Origin of the sequence: Bradyrhizobium sp. 157, assembly GCF_023073815.1 — a bacterium.
In the GTDB taxonomy this organism is placed as follows: domain Bacteria; phylum Pseudomonadota; class Alphaproteobacteria; order Rhizobiales; family Xanthobacteraceae; genus Bradyrhizobium.
Genome location: NZ_JADPKF010000091.1, coordinates 152,175 through 168,961, shown reverse-complemented (window position 1 = coordinate 168,961; position 16,787 = coordinate 152,175). Strand labels below are relative to the sequence as shown.

16 protein-coding genes and 1 pseudogene are annotated in these 16,787 nt (G+C 59.2%); 12 read left to right on the top strand and 5 right to left on the bottom strand.

The features are described 5' to 3' along the window. Nucleotides 1-5 precede the first annotated feature (5 nt). Genes trbJ through IVA95_RS27720 form a run of 6 tightly spaced genes read left to right on the top strand, consistent with a single transcriptional unit; the run spans nt 6 to nt 5,181 of the window. Entirely contained in the window at nt 6-758 is a 753-nt protein-coding gene (trbJ, locus tag IVA95_RS27745) for a P-type conjugative transfer protein TrbJ (protein WP_247513394.1), read from the top strand. Between the two features lie 11 nt (nt 759-769). Then, nucleotides 770-1,933, top strand: a complete 1,164-nt coding sequence (trbL, locus tag IVA95_RS27740) for a P-type conjugative transfer protein TrbL (RefSeq protein ID WP_247513393.1) — start codon at nt 770-772, stop codon at nt 1,931-1,933. 3 nt (nt 1,934-1,936) lie between these two features. Then, the gene (gene trbF, locus IVA95_RS27735) at nt 1,937-2,641 is read left to right on the top strand and encodes a conjugal transfer protein TrbF (RefSeq protein ID WP_247513392.1); all 705 of its coding nucleotides are present in this window, start codon (nt 1,937-1,939) and stop codon (nt 2,639-2,641) included. After that, nucleotides 2,638-3,663 carry a P-type conjugative transfer protein TrbG gene (trbG, locus tag IVA95_RS27730; protein WP_247513391.1) on the top strand — a complete coding sequence of 342 codons (1,026 nt, stop codon included), beginning with the start codon at nt 2,638-2,640 and terminating at the stop codon, nt 3,661-3,663. The genes trbF and trbG overlap by 4 nt, the downstream gene beginning before the upstream one ends. Beyond that, entirely contained in the window at nt 3,660-4,943 is a 1,284-nt protein-coding gene (locus IVA95_RS27725; RefSeq protein ID WP_247513390.1) for a TrbI/VirB10 family protein, read from the top strand. The genes trbG and IVA95_RS27725 overlap by 4 nt, the downstream gene beginning before the upstream one ends. A gap of 4 nt (nt 4,944-4,947) precedes the next feature. Continuing rightward, nucleotides 4,948-5,181 carry a DUF2274 domain-containing protein gene (locus tag IVA95_RS27720; RefSeq protein ID WP_247513389.1) on the top strand — a complete coding sequence of 78 codons (234 nt, stop codon included), beginning with the start codon at nt 4,948-4,950 and terminating at the stop codon, nt 5,179-5,181. A gap of 15 nt (nt 5,182-5,196) precedes the next feature. Here IVA95_RS27720 and IVA95_RS27715 read toward each other — a convergent pair whose 3' ends face one another. After that, nucleotides 5,197-5,493, bottom strand: coding sequence for a hypothetical protein (locus IVA95_RS27715; protein WP_247513388.1), 297 nt, complete (start codon nt 5,491-5,493; stop codon nt 5,197-5,199). A 188-nt stretch (nt 5,494-5,681) separates the two neighbouring features. Between IVA95_RS27715 and IVA95_RS27710 the strand changes: the two genes are divergently transcribed. The 5 genes from IVA95_RS27710 (at nt 5,682) to IVA95_RS27690 (ending at nt 12,018) form a co-directional block, all read left to right on the top strand. After that, nucleotides 5,682-5,921: a helix-turn-helix transcriptional regulator gene (locus IVA95_RS27710; RefSeq protein WP_247513387.1), complete on the top strand. Its 240-nt coding sequence runs from the start codon at nt 5,682-5,684 to the stop codon at nt 5,919-5,921. A gap of 406 nt (nt 5,922-6,327) precedes the next feature. Continuing rightward, nucleotides 6,328-8,472: a patatin-like phospholipase family protein gene (locus tag IVA95_RS27705; protein ID WP_247513386.1), complete on the top strand. Its 2,145-nt coding sequence runs from the start codon at nt 6,328-6,330 to the stop codon at nt 8,470-8,472. 172 nt (nt 8,473-8,644) lie between these two features. Further along, complete coding sequence (locus IVA95_RS27700; protein WP_247513385.1) at nt 8,645-9,136, top strand: hypothetical protein; 492 nt, start codon at nt 8,645-8,647, stop codon at nt 9,134-9,136. A 586-nt stretch (nt 9,137-9,722) separates the two neighbouring features. Beyond that, nucleotides 9,723-10,925, top strand: a complete 1,203-nt coding sequence (locus IVA95_RS27695; RefSeq protein WP_247513384.1) for a hypothetical protein — start codon at nt 9,723-9,725, stop codon at nt 10,923-10,925. Between the two features lie 310 nt (nt 10,926-11,235). Next, nucleotides 11,236-12,018 (top strand): hypothetical protein, encoded by a 783-nt coding sequence (locus IVA95_RS27690; RefSeq protein WP_247513383.1) that lies wholly within the window; start codon nt 11,236-11,238, stop codon nt 12,016-12,018. Nucleotides 12,019-12,204: 186 nt separating this feature from the next. On the opposite strand, the gene IVA95_RS27685 is transcribed toward IVA95_RS27690, so the two are convergent. Beyond that, nucleotides 12,205-12,813, bottom strand: a complete 609-nt coding sequence (locus IVA95_RS27685) for a tyrosine-type recombinase/integrase (RefSeq protein ID WP_247513382.1) — start codon at nt 12,811-12,813, stop codon at nt 12,205-12,207. A 156-nt stretch (nt 12,814-12,969) separates the two neighbouring features. Between IVA95_RS27685 and IVA95_RS27680 the strand changes: the two genes are divergently transcribed. After that, on the top strand, nt 12,970-13,641 hold the full coding sequence (locus tag IVA95_RS27680) for an AAA family ATPase (protein ID WP_247513381.1): 672 nt from the start codon (nt 12,970-12,972) through the stop codon (nt 13,639-13,641). Nucleotides 13,642-13,992: 351 nt separating this feature from the next. On the opposite strand, the pseudogene IVA95_RS27675 reads toward IVA95_RS27680, so the two are convergent. From IVA95_RS27675 to IVA95_RS27665, 3 genes and pseudogenes are all read right to left on the bottom strand, one after another. Next, a pseudogene (locus IVA95_RS27675) lies at nt 13,993-14,151 on the bottom strand (IS5/IS1182 family transposase); the annotation flags it as partial. A 106-nt stretch (nt 14,152-14,257) separates the two neighbouring features. Next, a complete protein-coding gene (locus tag IVA95_RS27670; RefSeq protein ID WP_247513380.1) occupies nt 14,258-14,689 on the bottom strand; it encodes an FRG domain-containing protein in 432 nt (143 codons plus the stop codon). Between the two features lie 973 nt (nt 14,690-15,662). Further along, the gene (locus tag IVA95_RS27665; protein WP_247513379.1) at nt 15,663-16,223 is read right to left on the bottom strand and encodes a recombinase family protein; all 561 of its coding nucleotides are present in this window, start codon (nt 16,221-16,223) and stop codon (nt 15,663-15,665) included. Nucleotides 16,224-16,787 lie beyond the last annotated feature (564 nt).

Sequence of the window (16,787 nt, the reverse complement as noted above, 5' to 3'; positions counted from 1 at the left end):
TGTCCATGCTGGAAGCCGCCTACAGGACGTCAACTCGACGCTGCACGTTGACAGCGGCCGCGGTCATAGCGCTGCCGCTCGTCATTGCCTTTGGATCCCAGCCCCTTGAAGCGCAAGTCGTCGTATTCGATCCATCGAGCTACGGCCAGAACCTCCTGACCGCAGCTCGAGCGCTCGAGCAGATCAACAATCAGGTCAGAAGCCTCGAAAACCAGGCGCGGTCGCTGCAGAATCAGGCCAAGAACCTCAAGAGTCTGCCGACGAGCGTCGCCGGTCCGCTCACGTCAACCATCAATCAGATGAATGGTCTGATTGTCCAGGCAAAAGGTATCTCATTTGATGTTCAGAAAGCCCGGCAGGACTTTGAAACGCTTTATCCGCGCCAGTATGCAGCAGCGGTCTCGTCCGACAAGTTGGTGCGGGACGCAACGACGCGATGGGGCCATAGCTACGAGGCTCTAAAGCAGTCGCTCGCAATTCAATCGGCCATTCTCAGCACACAGGACCAGGACGGTCAGACGCTCCGAACGCTGATGGCGAATTCCTCCGGCGCGGTTGGCGCCTTGCAGGCGCAACAGTCGGGCAACGAATTGCTTGCCCTGCAAATCAAGCAGTCGTTGCAGACACAGGCGCTGATGGCAACCCAGGCGCGCGCGGACACACTACGAGCGGCCGAGCAACAAGCGTCAGCTGCCGCCGCAAGGGAGCGGTTCATCCGCTTCATTGGCGACGGCCGTGTTTACAACGGCAGAAAGTAGGCGAGGGCGCCATGGCCGATCTTTCCGTCATCGATCGTTTCACTGAGACCTTTTCGCGCTATATCGACTCTGGCTTTGGTCTTCTGTCGGGCGAAGTTTCGTTCCTGAGTTCAACGTTGATTGGCATTGATCTAACGCTTGCAGGCCTTGCCTGGAGCTTTCGCCCCGATGACCATATCCTGGTCACGCTGGCCAAGAAGATCCTCTATATCGGCGCCTTCGCGTTCATTATCGGCAACTTCAAGAGCCTCGCCGATATTGTCTTTGTATCCTTCTCGAGCATCGGACTGAAGGCGTCCGGCGGCTCGCTGAGCGCGGCTGACCTGATGCGGCCGGGTTTTGTCGCGTCCGCCGGATTTACGGCTGCGCATCCGCTTCTGGAAGAGACCAGTCAATTCTCGGGCTTCGACGTCCTGACCAACATGCCGACAATCCTGATCCTGCTGTTCTGCTGGATTCTGATCGTGCTCGCCTTCTTCGTACTCTCGGTGCAGCTATTCGTCACGTTGATCGAGTTCAAGCTGACGACGCTCGCGAGCTTCATTCTGATACCGTTCGCGTTATGGGGAAGGACCGCGTTTCTGGCGGAAAAGACGCTCGGCAATGTGGTCGCATCCGGCGTGAAGGTGATGGTGCTTTCGATCATCATCGGCATCGGATCGACGATTTTCGGTCAGCTTGCCGGCACCTTGACGAAGCCAATCGACATTGCCGCGGCCATGAGCCTGTTGCTTGCGGCTCTCTCGCTGTTTGGCCTTGGCATATTTGGTCCCGGCATTGCCGCGGGATTGGTCTCAGGTGCGCCCCAGCTTGGCGCCGGCGCGGCCGCGGGAACAATGGCCGGCGCTGCGGCCGTCGCGATCGGTGGCGGAGCGGCGGCGATCGGTGGTCTGCGTGCCGCTGCGGGCGGCTCGATGGCCGCGGTCCGCTCCGCGGCATCGCTAGCGGGAGCATCCTCAACCGGTAGCTCGTCATCTCAGACGCTTGCGGCGAGTCAGCTTTCAAATGGCGGTGCAGGCAGCGCCACACGCAGCACGACCTCCTCGGAGGCACCCCGTGCATCGGCATCGCCGGGACGAGGATACGTGAAGGAGGCGGCCCAGATTGCTGTCCATACCCTGAAGGAGGGTGACAAGGGCAGTCACTCTTCGGGTCCCAAACTGGGGGAGCAATAAGATATGGCAGCACACCCCTTTCAACGACCGTCCGTTCGATATGGCGAGACACCTGAGCCCGTTACCCCCTATCAGAAGGCGGCCCAGGTTTGGGACGAGCGACTAGGCTCCGCGCGCGTACAAGCCAGCAACTGGCGGTTAGCGGCGCTGGCGGCCATCGGCCTGTCCGGCGTGCTCGGATTGACGATCTTCACGCAGATCGCCCGCTCAGGCGTCGTGCCCTATGTGATCGAGGTCGATCGCCTCGGTGAGATGCGTGCAGTTGGGCCGGCGATGGAAGCCTATCAGCCATCAGATGGGCAGATCGCGCATTTTCTCGCGCGCTTTATCGAGAACGTCCGCTCACTGTCGATCGACGCGGTCATTGTCCGGGCGAATTGGCTGCGCGCCTACGACTTCGTCACCGACCGTGGTGCGCAGGCTTTGAACGACTACGCGCGAGAGGCGGATCCGTTCACGAAAATCGGGTCCAAGACGGTGACTGCCGAAGTCACCTCAGTGGTGCGCGCGTCCGGCGACAGCTTCGAGATCCGCTGGAAGGAGAACGTCTACGAGAACGGCTCGATTGCGAAGACGGAGCGCTTCACTGGGCTCGTCACGACGGTTCTCAAGCCGCCCAAGGATGCCGAGACGCTGCGGAAGAATCCTCTCGGTCTCTATGTCCATTCCCTCAACTGGTCGCGCGACCTCATCGGAGACATCAAATGAATGCTGCTGCCCCCACCAAACTCGCGTCGGCCAGCGTCCTTATCCTATCGCTCATGCTTTGCGGCTGCGCCACCAAGCTCAACCTTGAAGCGCCCTACGATGAAATGACGTTTGAGCAAGCGCTTCCCGAGGCCAATCCGCCGAAGGAAGTTGCGGTCGTTGAAATGCCCAAGGTCCTGCCGCTGCCTGGCCAATTGAAGCCCTATCCGAGAAAGGGCGCCAAGGAGGAAAAAGTGCCGCCGGAGCAGGCGATCGCGAAGGCCAATAAGGCTGCGAGAATGGAGCCGACGCGCGCTGGTTACATCAACGCCATCCAAGTTTACCCTTGGACGGAAGGCGCGCTCTACCGGCTCTATGCGAGCCCGGAGAAGGTCTCAACCATTGCGCTTCAACCAGGCGAGGAACTGATCGATGTCTCCACAGGCGATACCGTTCGCTGGGTGGTTGGGGATACGTCGAGCGGGCAGGGGACGGCACGGCGAGTGCACATCCTGGTCAAGCCGACGCTCCCGGACATTCAGACGAACCTTGTAGTTCTGACTGATCGACGCGCCTATCATTTGGAGCTTGTGTCCACGAAGCCGACTTACATGGCCTCGATCTCGTGGACCTATCCGACCGACACCCTCGTTGCCCTTCACAAGCAAAATGTCGTCGCTCAGGAGAACGAGCAAAAGATTGCTGATCGAGGCGTGCGGCTGGACAGCCTGAATTTCCGTTATCGCATCGAGGGGGATGACCCACCATGGCGGCCGTTGCGGGCCTTCGACGATGGCCGAAAGGTTTACATCCAAATGCCGTCCGGTCTTTCGCAGGGCGAAGCGCCGCCCTTGTTTGTCGCAGGAGCGGATGGCCGCCCGAATCTCGTCAATTATCGAGTCCGTGGCTCCTACTACATCGTCGACCGGATGTTCGGTGCCGCCGAGCTCCGCCTTGGAGAAAATCCACAACGCATCGTCCGGATCATCCGTATTGACGCCCGGCCGGTATCGCAGGCCTTCAGCGCCGGGAGCGCTTCATGACGAACGGGCTGGACCACGATCCACCGGAGCCACTCGAACTGCGGGCGCGGCCGAGGCCAATTCGGCGCCTTAACAGGCGGGCGCTGATGATTGGCTGCGCGGTCACCGCACTGTTTGTTGCCGGTGCGATGATCATGGCGCTCCGTCCGCCGGGCGCGTTCAAGTCTGCGGAACGGGCAGAACTCTACAATACCGATCGGAAACAAACGGCCGAAGGTTTGAGCAAGCTGCCGAAGTCCTATGAAGACCTGCCGCCATCGACGCCCCGGCTTGGACCACCATCCCCAGGGGATATAGGCCGGGCCTTTGCCGAAACCGAAAAGAAAGCCGGCGTGACGTCCGAAGGCGGCTTCCATGCCAATCCAGAGGAGGATGCCGAAAGAGCCGAGCGCATCCGCCAGGCGCGTATTGCCCAACAGGCAAAGGAATCAGGCTTATTCTTCCGCCTGTCGGAGAAGCAGGACAAGCGCAAGCAGGCGAGCACGACAGACGCCCCGGCCAGCTCGCCTTCAGCGTTCCGGCCTCAAGCCGCCGATGCAGGACCGTCTGCTGCCGATCTGGCCCGGGCGGCGCAGACGATGGTGGACAGGTCCAGCGAGATCATTCCCCCGTCGCAGGCTCGAAAACTCGCCTTCGCGGGAGCGAAAGCCGATAGGGAAACCACCAATCCGCACGCGCTGAAACCAGCACCATCCACCTATGCCGTGATGGCGGGGTCGATCATTCCGGCTAGCCTCGTCACGGGGCTTAACTCGGATCTGCCCGGCGCCACGATCGGTCAGGTCACCGAGAACGTCTATGACACAGTGACGGGCGAGCACCTTCTGATCCCACAGGGGACGCGGCTCGTTGGCAAATACGATAGCGTCGTTGCCTTCGGCCAGAAGCGTGCTCTGGTCGTGTGGTCGCGGCTCATCCTGCCGAACGGAAACTCGATTGTGATCGAAAATCTTCCGGCCACGGATGTCGCGGGTTACGCCGGGCTTGAGGATGAGGTGGATTTCCACACCTGGCAGATGCTGAAGGGTGTGGCTCTGGCGACGCTGATCGGAGTGGGAACCCAACTCTCGATCGGCAACGACGAGAGCGATCTCGTCAAGGCGCTGCGCCAAAGCGCGCAGCAAACGACCAATCGTGCGGGACAGCGCCTGGTAGAGCGACAGCTCGACGTGCAGCCGACGATCACCGTGCGCCCGGGATGGCAACTGCGGGTGATTGTTTCGAAGGACTTGGTGCTGAAGCCTTACCGGGACGTTCAAACCGCAGTTAAGGGTAGATGACGATATGAAACTTGCGAAGCTACCTGATCGGACGCCGGTGAAGATGAATGTCGTGTTGGCGCCGAGCCTCGCGAAGCGGCTGCGCGAATACGCTGATTTTTATGCAGAGACCTACGGCAGCAAGGAGGAGATTGCCGAACTGATACCTTTTATGTTGGCCGCATTTCTCGAGGCTGATCCGGATTTCAGGAGGAACAGTAGGTTAGCACGACGCGGGCGGGAAGATTCCTCGCCCTGAAAGTGCGCCGGCAGCTCAAGTCGACGCCTCCTCAAACTGCGCGATCGACCGCTGCACTGCTCGAACCGATTTTTCGAGTCTCTCAAGAAGTTTTCGCAGGTCAAATACCGTCGCCTCCTCCAAATGTAGATTACTGCTGGTCAAGAATGCTTCCACCAGCTCGTCGACGTGGATCATTTTCTTCGCTGAAGCCGACCCGCTACCGGTCGCAGTTGAGGCGATCTGTCCGTCGCCTGAAAGAGCGATTTCTACCGAAACGCGATCGAGAACGGCACGTTCGATTAATTCGGACGGAATCTCGACTGAGGACACGACTTGCCCCGTCAATACGTCTCGATAACCTACATTCGTATTTCTTTGGCCACTTTCGACAAAGGGACCAAGGCGCGGCTCAACCGGGTCTGGCGACATAGGTCTCTCAGTTTCCAGCCGGGCGAATCTATCTATTTTATGACTCATAGTCTATGGGCTGATGACGCAGTTTCTTCTGCTTTCCCTGCATGCGCTTGCGGGACCGAGTCGGCCTAAACATTCAGGAGTTGCGCCGAGCAAAGAAACTCAGCCAGGAGGAGCTGGCTGACAGGAGCAAGGTCCACCAGACGTATCTAAGTGGCGTCGAAACCGGCAAGCGAAATCCTTCTCTTTTGGTGCTCGAGCGAATAGCCAATGCTTTGGATGTCGACGCTGAGGAACTGCTTCGTCGCCGACGGCGACGAGCCGGTGGAGCCGCTGACTCATAATCAGCGGGTCCCCGGTTCGAGCCCTGGTGCCCACCAAATCTACAAATATTTCAATAGTTTATTTGCCGGTATCCCTCGCGAGAGTCGTCCCGGGCGGCGTTGGGTCACGTTTGGGTCACCGACTGACCTTCGACTTCACGTGCGAGAACCGGAAATCATATGGGCAGCAGAGTTGGGTACCCAACTCGATCTCGCCGCGAACGGCGTTACACTGGAGCTTTCACTCCGGCTCTGACTCGCTTTGACAATGCACGACGCCTCGGACCACCACCCTCATCCGCCTCGGACCTCCACACGGATCATCGGATGTCTGCGCTGCGCGGCGTCTCTGCTTGTGTGGAACGCGATTCCAATCTTCTGCACCCTTGCACTCGCGGCTCTTATCGCGACCGACCAAGGACAGGAGTTGCTGAAGATCGATGGACAGAACGCTACAAGTGCACTGGAGCAGTTGCGCAAATCCGTTCTGCCGCTCTTCGTCTGGGCGGTCGGCCTGACCCTTATAAGCTTGGCGGCCGCCCAAGCTGGATCTCCACGTTTGGTGAAAATCGCCGAGCAGCATCGTCTGAACTCGAATGTCGTGGTGCCGAGAGCCGCAGTTCTCGCGGCAGTCTTGATCGGGTATGCCCCCGTCACGTTGGTCGCCATCGCGAGCCATTCTAGTGCCTATGTGATCTGGTCCGCCGTGTTGCTTAGCGCGCCAGTGACCTTGCCCTGGTTGGTCGGAGCGACGAAATTCGATGTCCTTCCCTCCGCCGAAACCCTCAAGCCGACGGTCGCGCAGACGCTCGTCTTGGCATTGAGTTTGAGCGCGGCGGTAGTGATGGCGGTCGATCCGTCGCAAGCGCGCGCTGTCGGGGCCATAGGCATTGCGGTAGTTGGTTTCGCTTTCTGGAGCATCGTCCTCACCCTGTTGTTCGTCGTGACGCCTCTGAGATTCGGCCTTCCGAGTCTCGCGTTGATCGCGCCACTACCATGGTTGGTCGCAAGCCTACTCCATGATCCTAATGAATTTCCGCGTCGTTCCGATAAGAGGGGGGCGCCACCGGAATACGTCGTCGCTGAAGTTCACGAGCAGTTCGTTCGCTGGGCGCTTTCCGCGAAGGTGCCCGAAACTGGCTCCATTCCTGTCTATCTCATCTCGGCCGAAGGCGGAGGTCTCAGGGCGGGATACTGGACGGCCCGTATCTTGGCGGAGCTCGACGTCAGAACGGAGGGAAGCTTTAGATCGAGCACGTTCGCATATTCCGGAGTGTCCGGAGGAAGCCTGGGCCTGGCTGCTTATCTTGGAATGGCTGGCAAGCCAAACGCTTCGACGATCCCCTCGATGGAGACCTTTCTCGGGCGAGATTATCTTGCGCCACTTTTGGGACGAATCCTACTGACCGAACCTTTTTGGCAGCTCCTAGGCTCGTGGGGCTGGGTGGCGGCGAGAGATGTCGCGTTCGAGCGACAATGGGAGCGTGACTGGACCTCGGCCGGAGCTGCTCCGTTCTTTTCCAAGCGCTTCCTGGACCTTTTCCCTGCGGGGCCGGGAAGGGCCGGCCCCGTGGTGATCTTCAATGCAACTAATTCCGAAAGTGGAAAGCGCGTGCTGCTCGCCAACGTCGATTTCGGCGTGGTCAACAACGATTACCTCTTTCCGCTCACCACTGATGGCGTGCGGCAAATCCTAGGTGATCTCACGCTCGCCGAAGTCGTCCACTTGAGCGCGCGATTTCCCTTCGTAAGTCCGCCAGCATCAATTCAGATGCGCGTTCCGACATCCACGTCGGTCGCTCCCACAACTCGGTTGTGGGGACAAGTCGTCGACGGCGGTTACTTCGACAATTCGGGCGGATTGGCGCTCCGGGATATTTACGAATCCCTCACGGAACTCCGTAGCGCGGCACGACGCGGCGAAGGATTCAGTAGCAGCGAGTCCGACATAAACTGGCAGCGGGCCCGCCCGCTGATCGCTCGCACAAGCTTCCGCGTCGTCGTGATCAGAAACGATCCGTTGGGGTCCTCAGGAACTGAACGAAACGAATATCCTTCGGTCGCTGGCAGTCCCGTCGCAGGCCTTGGCGGCGACGAAGCTGTCACTGCCTGGAAAGCCGGGGAGTTCGCACGATACGCACCCGTCAGGAGGAGTCTCGGTGAACTGCTCGCTCCGATGGAGACCGTCGTGTCCACCCGGGATGCTAGAGCCTCGGCGACCAGAAGAGGCTTGTGGGAGCGAATAGACAAGGAAATGCATGATCAAAGGTACCAATGCGAGATCGACCGCCATATTGCGGCTCGTCAGCCGATGACATTTCCCATGACTCTATCGCCCAAATGCGTGGATGCTGGGGATGATCGCTATGAGGAGATATCGTTTGGAGAAGATTTATCGGATAGCGCGGGAGCGTCCTCCGATGAACCCCCCTCAACCTGCAATTTGAACGATGCACGAGGCGTCCCACTCGGCTGGCTCCTTGCGCCGCGATCCACAAAGGCGATGTCCTGCATGGCCGCGCGGAGTCCGAAGGTAGGGAAAATCGCCGAGCAGCTTACAACCCAGCGGTGACGTCAGGCGCCAGTGCGGCAAGTTCGGGTGCGGGGCTGGGCGACGTACTAGATCGCCACACCAGCCCTCCCATTGCGACGCCGATCCGCGAGAATAGTTGTGAAATACAGTGCGATCGTGTTAAGGTTGAAGTCCGACGTCGAGATGGCGTCGTTGGATTTGGGGGAAATCCATGGGCACGATCTTGCGCATCCGATCGCATCGGGAGCATGCGATCGAAGCCGACACCACCGCGGCAAGCGGCGGTACTTCACCCGACTCAGCAAAGCAATACATCGAACGCGTGGTGAAACTCATTCCCAGCGAAGCGGTCGGGGTCTATCTCGTCGGCAAAGCCGGCATCCAAGCGAGGTTCACGGACAAGGCCGATCACTCGCAGGGCATGTTTTCGGAAGGGACGTATTGGATCGGTTGGACGGTGTTCTGTCTGCTGGCGGTCATCGCGATACGTTCGTGGGCCACGTCCGACAAGGTTACGCCGGTCGAGAAGCCGGCGGTCGCCATCGCCGCCATTTCCTTCCTCATCTGCGTCTACTCGTTCGGCGACGCGTTCAAATTCATATCGGTTCGAAATCATTCCATATGGGATTCCCTGCTGGCCATGCTGCTCGTCTTCGCCTGGACGCTGGCCGTGCCGTTCTTCTACAGAGAAAAGGACTCTTGACCTTTCGCGGACGAGTCCTTGGACCGTCGTCCGTTAGGCGGGGCTGTTGCATTAATTTTCCGGCGGCCGTCGGCCGCCCTTTTTAGGAGAAAAGTCGTTGGCGAAGAAGTCATCAAAGGCCAAGAAGCCTTCCGCGCGTCCCCGGGTGTCGACAGATGCTAAGACGGCGCGACCGGTCTTCGTGGAGGCAACCGCCTCCGCATGTTGACGTATCGCTGCGGCAAGCTCCGATATGGCTCGAGGGCGAACCAGAAGAGGATCTTACCGCGATCGCGACGGGCGCCCGGCTTCCGCCGTTGAGCCGAGCGGATATCTTGGCTGGCATCAAAGCCGTCTTCAACACCACGGCCGAATTAAAGGACGACGACGAGGGTCTACGCCTTGATTCCAGGCGGCCAAGCCAGATTTGTCGCCATGTGGGAGGATTTCGACAACTATCCGGCCTTCCGAAGTCGCGGCTTGGCGATCGGACCGAACGATCTCCGCTTCGTGAAATTCATAGGGGAGCTCATCGGTGTCATCGCGTGGGGACTAAGGAACGCATTGAACCGATAGATTAAAGGGGGGGAGCGAAATAAGGAGATTCTTGCGACACACCGCGCTCGCGACGGCAGCGTGTCTGCTGTTCGGCGCCTCAAACGTGGCAGCCCAGCCGTCGGACGGCGAGAAGCCGCTCGACGAAACCGAGCGAGCCGAATTGCTCCGACTGCGAGCCGAGGTCCGCAAGTTGAGACAGGAGAAAACACGAGCCACGACGCCTAAAGCGCAAGGCGCGAATGCCAAGGTTGCCGCTCCGGCCGTTACGCGAGCGTCCGATCCCTATCCATTCGCGGTCGATCGAAAAACCTTGGAGGAGAAGTATCAGACTCAACCGTTCTTCCTCCGCAGAGAGGCGATCGACGCTGCATACTATCTGTATCCGTTGGCTTTTGCCCTGGACACGAAGGGTGCTGCCGTAACCTATACGCGCGACGAATTGGCGAAGTCGACGGCGTTGGCAGTCCAAGGGTTTGCAAGCTACGTGTTATGGCGACCGGATCTACCCAACCCACCGATCGAGGGCGACCCTTCACTGTCGCAGGTCCGCTCCTCGTTGGGACTTTCCGGTTACGCGGCCGCGCCCTTCGTCTACGCGAACGGCACCATCGCCGAACCTTTCAGGGCATCGGAGCGAAGCGCGCTACGTGCGGGTATCGACAACCAATTCGAGCTCTCCGGCGGCGGTGGTGTTTTCCCGCTGCAAACTCTACGTTTCACTCCATACGGCCAGACCGGTTTTCGTGGAAAAGCCGGCATCGGCGGCTTCTCGGGCACCTATGAGCCTTATCTGCCGCGAGTGCATTGGGGTGTAAATCCCGATCTCGGTCCGCAGTGGATCGGTTTCTACTTTCGCACGGTGGTAGAGGCCAACGTTTTTCGAGTGGCCAATGCCGGCCTGACGAACTACGTCTCAAATACCACTTATAGTTTTCTCGGAGGAACGGCGCAATTGAACGCAACGTTGTTTCAGAACATGCCCGAGTTCGGCGCGCTGTGCGGCCGCATCCACCTCAATGCGCAATACCAGTACTTTTGGAACGCAGCGAACAGCACCGACCTCCGGAACTTCCATGCGGAAGCGAGCGTAGACCTTGGCGGAAAGCCAACACGATTTTGCGCAGCGACGGGACAGGTCGTGACAGCAGACCCCGGGAAGATCGCTTTGGCGGTCACATACGACGATGGAACGGACAAGACCACGCTCCTGAAATCGAAGAAGTACCAAGTGCAGCTCACCCTGCAGTACTAGCGCAGACTGCTTGGAGCAGGGGGTGTCGTTTCGGTGGGCAGCGGCGAGCCCGGATCCGCGAGCGGTGAACATGCTCGGCACGTGAGGAGCGGTTCGCCAAACGTGGACCCGGTCCATCGATGGCAGGAACTTGCGGGCACGGGTGGGTCTTGTGTCCGGTCGATGCCGGCACTCATCAATGCGCGTCGATTGAATCTGAGGTCGCGCGAAGCTACCTTCCGAGAAAACCGTCCTCCCGAATCGGCCGCAAGGATTCGCGTCGCGCGCACGCGTCCGTAGGGGTAGAACAAATCCTTCGGAGAAGATTCTCATGCCTGACGCCGAACAGCACCCGATGCGGGCAGCGGGCCTTGCCATGGGCGGGACAGTCACGCTCTGCTCACTGTTGGTGTTTACGTGGATTCTCCCGACGCAAACGGCCGCACTCAATCACGAGATCGTTCTCTTGAAGGAGAAAATTGCGAAAGAGGTCGACCAGGCGTCGGCGCTGAAGCGGGAGAACGAGAATCTGGCTCGGCAGCTTGGCGAGCAGAAATCCGGGTTCCAACGAAAAACGGAAGAGATGAATTCGCTGATTACCGATCTCAAGGCGTCGCTCTTCGCATCGCAGAAGGCGAATACCTTTGTCTCTGGCAATCCCTATCCCATCGGTCTGGATCGCGTGAAGATCGGAGATGCCAAGTCCAGGATCACTGACTCCTACGACAAGGAGAAGGTCGAGGAAGGCAACCGCAGGGTCATCATCAAGACCGGCAACGATCTGTTCCGCTTCATCAGCTACAATCACTCGTCGGCTGAGAGCACTGAAGGGCGCGTCGATGGTATTCGTTTCGATCTGGCAAACCGAAAGGGTATGGACGTGCCCGATGGCTGGTTGGAGGCGAGCTTGCGCAAGTCATTGGGAGAACCCTACCTGATCGGTCGTGACGACGATTGCCTCATGTGGAAAACTTCGACCAATGAGGTCGTCTACCACATTCGGAATTCCGATTGGTTTGAGGTGAGCGGTTACGTGACCTATCCGCCGGGCTGCCACGTGACGAAGGAGCAGGAACGCAAGTATAACGGGCGCTCAGCAGGCACGGGACGCTAGTGGCGGAGGTCTTTATGCGCAAAAAGCAGAAAGGCACGTTTAATGGCGCATTTTGTAAATCCGCCGCCTCATGGCTTCGAAGGTTCGAGTCCTTCCTTCCCCACCATCCGTTTTCTAAGTATTTGATGATGTTATGGTTTTATGGTTTTATGGTCTTACCTTTGGGTGGGTAAGACCATAGGATGTTCACGTTCCGAGCTTCTGCATGGCCTGTGCGGCGAGGCGCTTGCGGTCCGCAGCTTGGGTGTAGACCTCGGCTTCTTTGATGCTCAGCCAGCCGAAGATCGCCATCAGCTCGTGGGCGGTCGCACCGTTCTCCGCAGCACGGGTTGCAGCGGCCTTACGGAGTCCGTGGGCTGATTTATCCGGGACGCCCGCCTCTTTGCACCACTCTTTAAATTCGTTGCCCAGGGACTCCTTTTTGTACGGCTTACCCCTTGAGGTAACGATGAAGGACAGCTTGCCGGTCGGGCCGGCGTCGAGCGTGCGCTTGAGCACGTCGAGCAGCGGCAGGTTCACGACCGTCTGGAAGCGGCTCTTCTCGGTCGCCAGCGAAATCACGTTGTTGGAGACGTGCTGCTTGCCGACGCGCGCAGCATCGCCGCGGCGCAGGCCGGTGTACATGTAGACGTCGAACGCCACGCGCTGCCGGGTGCCAATCGGCCAGCGCTCCTCGTAGCGGAGGATCTCGTCGTAGGTCCATTCGAGGAAGCCGCGCGACTTCGGGCGCTTCACCTTGAGGCCGTCGGTCGGGTTGAGCTTGATCATGCTCGCCCCGAGCATCCACTGGAACATGCCCCGCTGCGCAAGCCGAGCCGCTCTACAAGATCCTAGACGAAATCTCTGCACGCGCCCCTGGCTACAGCGCTCACGAAAACCGAAACCGATGGGAACGCTATATATCGGAGGCCCACGTTCGCGAATCCGATTACCATTGGGACGCTGTTCGACTTGGCGTCTCAGCACGGTTGGACCGGCTGGCAGCCCCAGCCCGCGGCATCGGCGCTTCCCTCGAGTAGCCTGGCCTCAGGGGCGGCGGCCACGCCATCCGGCTTCGGCGGTATTGCTCAGTCTCTGGCGGCGGGGCTTGGCGCCAGCTTCGGAAATATAGGGCATCGCCAATGGCTTTATGGCACGTACCTAATTCGTGGCCAGGTGACGTTCTGCGCAGCACCAGGCGGCCTTGGCAAAACGTCGTTCTCGGCGGCGCTGGCAATTGAGCTCGCCGCTAACAAGTCGGTCCTCGGTAACAAGATCTGGGCCAACAAGCCCAAGATTCTTTACCTCAATGGCGAGGACGACAAGGAGGAGATGGCTCGCAGGATGTGGGCATTTTGCTTGCTACACCAAATCAGCGAGCAAGATATTCAGCGCCTGTCATTGCTCGGGTCAGACGATTGGCGCACCAAAGAACTAGCTTTCATGCGGAATGAGCGCGGTAGCTCAATGGTGAACGAGGGCGCGTTCCTCCGCTTCGAACAGCTGCTCGCAGCTGCGGAGCCTGACGTCGTCATACTCGACCCGCTCATCTCCTTCTGCGGCGAAAAGCTGCCAACGAACCGTCCGGTACGACGCGGACGTTGTCCCAACTGTACCCTGTCTGATCGAAAACCGCTGGACTGACAATGTGTCTAAGATTGCCATTCCTGAACTCGTATATCTCTTGCTTGGAGCGCTCTCGCAGAAGAGTTCGATCCCTCGGCACGTTCCGCATCCGCGAAATGGATCCCGAAGGCAGATCCACCACGTCGTCCCAGTGGTAGCCGAGCGCCGCCAGTTCCGCAGGGTTGGGGATGTGGAAAGGCTTACCGCCGAAAACGACGTAGACAGCTCGGTCGTCATGGTCTTTAACCACCCGGCCATCCGCGGCGTATTGCTCGATGTGACCGAGCGAACCCGGGCCGACGTCCCTGACCTGCGCCCATACCAAGCCTAGTGCGTTAAACTCGGCGTCCGACTTTATCCAGCAACTGTGTCGCTCGTCGCGCCCCAGGCCGCTTCATCCAGCTTTTCGAGATACTCCCGGACGGATCGGCGCGTCCTCGAAATGCACTCCCAGTCAACCTCATCAGCTCCAGCAACAGCCCGCTGCTTGTTGGCGTCGGCGGCAATCAAGCTGGCATTGACCGCAAAGGCGCCGTCGACTACTTCTGCGATGCAATTCGATTGTTTCGCCAGTCGACAGCGATGGCTATCGGAAGTTTGCATTCCCATTTGTTACCCCCCATGCCCTCAAGCTTTAGCTCCGGGGGCTCGTCCATGTTATCGAAAATTTTGCGAGGGCCGCTTTTGAGCCGTTAAGGTGGAAAGGGTTAAGGATCCAGATGTGGGGTTCCTCAAGTTCTTCCTCGGTCTTGACCTTGAAGGCTAGAGCAAAGTAGATCGCAGCGGTTACGTTGGTCGTCCAATCCATAAGCTTAGTCGGAACGCCGTAATGCTGCATGAAGGCAAGTCGTTCCCACTTGTCTTTGGTGTCGAGAAAACGCGCTCCCTGACGAGTGAAACGTGCCATTAGATTGTGCTCTTTTCCGCCAAGTTGCGGAAATCGCAAATAAGATGGCTCAAGTTTGTAACTGCTCTTTTTCATTCCCCGATACCAGGCGCCTTGACCGTGCGGATCAAATTTCCTCTTCGCCTCAGCGAGCCGATCAAAGAAAGTTCCGCGCCTCATCTCACCCTCCCTTGGTTGAACGGCGGCAGACGTGGAGTGCCCTGCGCTCCGTCGTCGATCTTACGCCCCTATCAACCGTCAACCCGGCAAGATTGTTGCTAGAGGGCGTGACGCTCGCTCGTAATTTGCGATCTGCCGCCCGCCACGGATGAGCGACCATCCGACTTTTCGAACTGAAAGCGAGCGTCTTCGTGATGGTATGCGCACGGCTGGGGTCCCAGAGGGGTGACGTCGGTTCTGGGCCAGCACGCGAAGTCTAGCGCCAGCCTATTCTCGTCCGTTCTGCCCCCGAAGGCGGATGTCGTGCGCAATCTCTATGTCATTCAGACCAGCAGCAAACGGTCATTCGGATTTCGAGCAATGAGTGTGGCCTGCAGCGCGAAAGAGGTCCCGGTGCGGCTCGCGCGTTGACGGTTACCCGAAAGTTACATCGACTTTTTTTAGCCTGCACATTTCCGAAACACCCGAACACCCCCGGCCGGGTGGCGGGGTCGGTCCAGTTGGGGTAGGGGGTCAAAGCTCGCAACCCCCCACCTGAATTGTTGGGCGAAGTGTGTCTTTCGATCGCTGCCCGATTAGAGCTTCGCGGGCTTGGCCGGTGCCGGCCGTGCCGCCTGTTCACCGGGCTGCTCATGACGCGCAGGGGCCATATCCGAGAGGTGGCCTGCCTCTAGCGTGCAGGCTGTCTGGGCCGACGCTCAGGGCGGAGCGTCCTTCCCGGCACGGCAGTGCCGGCAGCAGACAGCGACGCGGCGCGAGCCGGGCTCTAGAAACAGGTGCAATGCCGCGGTAAGCGAACACACCATTTCACCATGGGGCGATCTGATCCGCGATATCATCAAACCATGACGCGGTCGTAGCCGCTGAGGGTGGCTCCGCGTCATGGTGCGATGGTGCAAGGCTTCCGCATCTTCTGTAGAGGCGAAGCAGCGAGGCTGTTTTCAAGCGGAAGTCTACAGCCCCGCCTTCGCCTTCAGTCGTGCGATGGTCGTGTGGGAAACAAGGTACGAGCGATATCGGTCAATAGGTCGCCAGCCTCGATCCTGGCCACGGCCTCGCGCTGCTGGTTTTGGTTCAGTGCCGAGGACCTGCCCATGTGGACGCCCCGGGCTTTCGCCCGTATACGTCCCTCGCTGGTGCGGGTTTTGATCAGCTCACGCTCGAACTCGGCCAAACCTCCCAGAACTGTAAGCATCAGCCGGCCGTGCGCTGTTGAGGTGTCGGCCCAGGCGTCAGCCAGACTGCGGAACGCAGCCCCAGCCTTGCTCACCGCGTCGAGCACATTCAACAGATCGCGAGTCGATCGTGCCAGGCGGTCAAGCCGGGTGACCAAGAGCACGTCACCTGGCTGCAACTTAGCAAGAACCTTGGCCAGCTCCTTCCGATTGGCAGCGGAAGCGCCCGAGAGCTTTTCCGCGAAGACCGTGACCGCGCCCGCAGCCTTGAGTGCCTGTCGTTGTGCATCCAAGCATTGCCCATCAGATGAGACGCGGGCATACCCATATGCCGGCATCGGCAACCCCTTTTGGTTCATAACTTCCGTTCGAACTAAGGTGAGGGGAAACACCTTGTACTGCAGGACCTTATTGTCACTCTGCCCGTATGAACGAAAGGCCTAACTTTCGTTCAGCGCGGCCGCCGATCCGCGATCGGGGTGGGTAGGCCCAAAATACAGCCGCGCGGCTCCGGCCATACCCCTTCTGGGACCGACGTAGAAAATTCCAAATTTGGTCGGCACTAACCTGTCTAGCCGTAGGAGTACGGGCCGCACTCAACAATCTAACGTGACGCTAAGGTGTGCCGACGTTGAGAAGCTGACACCGGCACCGTACCGAAGCCACTCTGCAGACGAGGTCCTAGAGGCTCCAACTCGTTCATTTCCCATTCGACCACTACATGGCCGTCCTTCAAAAACGTTTTCAGCACTCAATGGCGAGATGAGCGTCGGCCACGCTGAATGAAAGGTCCTGTTTCCACTTAGCGCCGTATGACTTCCGATAGAGCTGCTTCTGTCATCGCGTTGCCCCGCTACCAACCTCAATGAACTTCCGGACCCTGTGCACAGTCTATGCCCCCCATTTCGCTTTCAGCCTCACAA

Coding starts and splice junctions, on each gene's coding strand:
- trbJ (WP_247513394.1), top strand. CDS start 6: ATGCTGGAAGCCGCCTACAGGACGTCAACTCGACGCTGCACGTTGACA.
- trbL (WP_247513393.1), top strand. CDS start 770: ATGGCCGATCTTTCCGTCATCGATCGTTTCACTGAGACCTTTTCGCGC.
- trbF (WP_247513392.1), top strand. CDS start 1,937: ATGGCAGCACACCCCTTTCAACGACCGTCCGTTCGATATGGCGAGACA.
- trbG (WP_247513391.1), top strand. CDS start 2,638: ATGAATGCTGCTGCCCCCACCAAACTCGCGTCGGCCAGCGTCCTTATC.
- IVA95_RS27725 (WP_247513390.1), top strand. CDS start 3,660: ATGACGAACGGGCTGGACCACGATCCACCGGAGCCACTCGAACTGCGG.
- IVA95_RS27720 (WP_247513389.1), top strand. CDS start 4,948: ATGAAACTTGCGAAGCTACCTGATCGGACGCCGGTGAAGATGAATGTC.
- IVA95_RS27710 (WP_247513387.1), top strand. CDS start 5,682: ATGCGCTTGCGGGACCGAGTCGGCCTAAACATTCAGGAGTTGCGCCGA.
- IVA95_RS27700 (WP_247513385.1), top strand. CDS start 8,645: ATGGGCACGATCTTGCGCATCCGATCGCATCGGGAGCATGCGATCGAA.
- IVA95_RS27690 (WP_247513383.1), top strand. CDS start 11,236: ATGCCTGACGCCGAACAGCACCCGATGCGGGCAGCGGGCCTTGCCATG.
- IVA95_RS27685 (WP_247513382.1), bottom strand. CDS start 12,813: ATGTTCCAGTGGATGCTCGGGGCGAGCATGATCAAGCTCAACCCGACC.
- IVA95_RS27670 (WP_247513380.1), bottom strand. CDS start 14,689: ATGAGGCGCGGAACTTTCTTTGATCGGCTCGCTGAGGCGAAGAGGAAA.
- IVA95_RS27665 (WP_247513379.1), bottom strand. CDS start 16,223: ATGAACCAAAAGGGGTTGCCGATGCCGGCATATGGGTATGCCCGCGTC.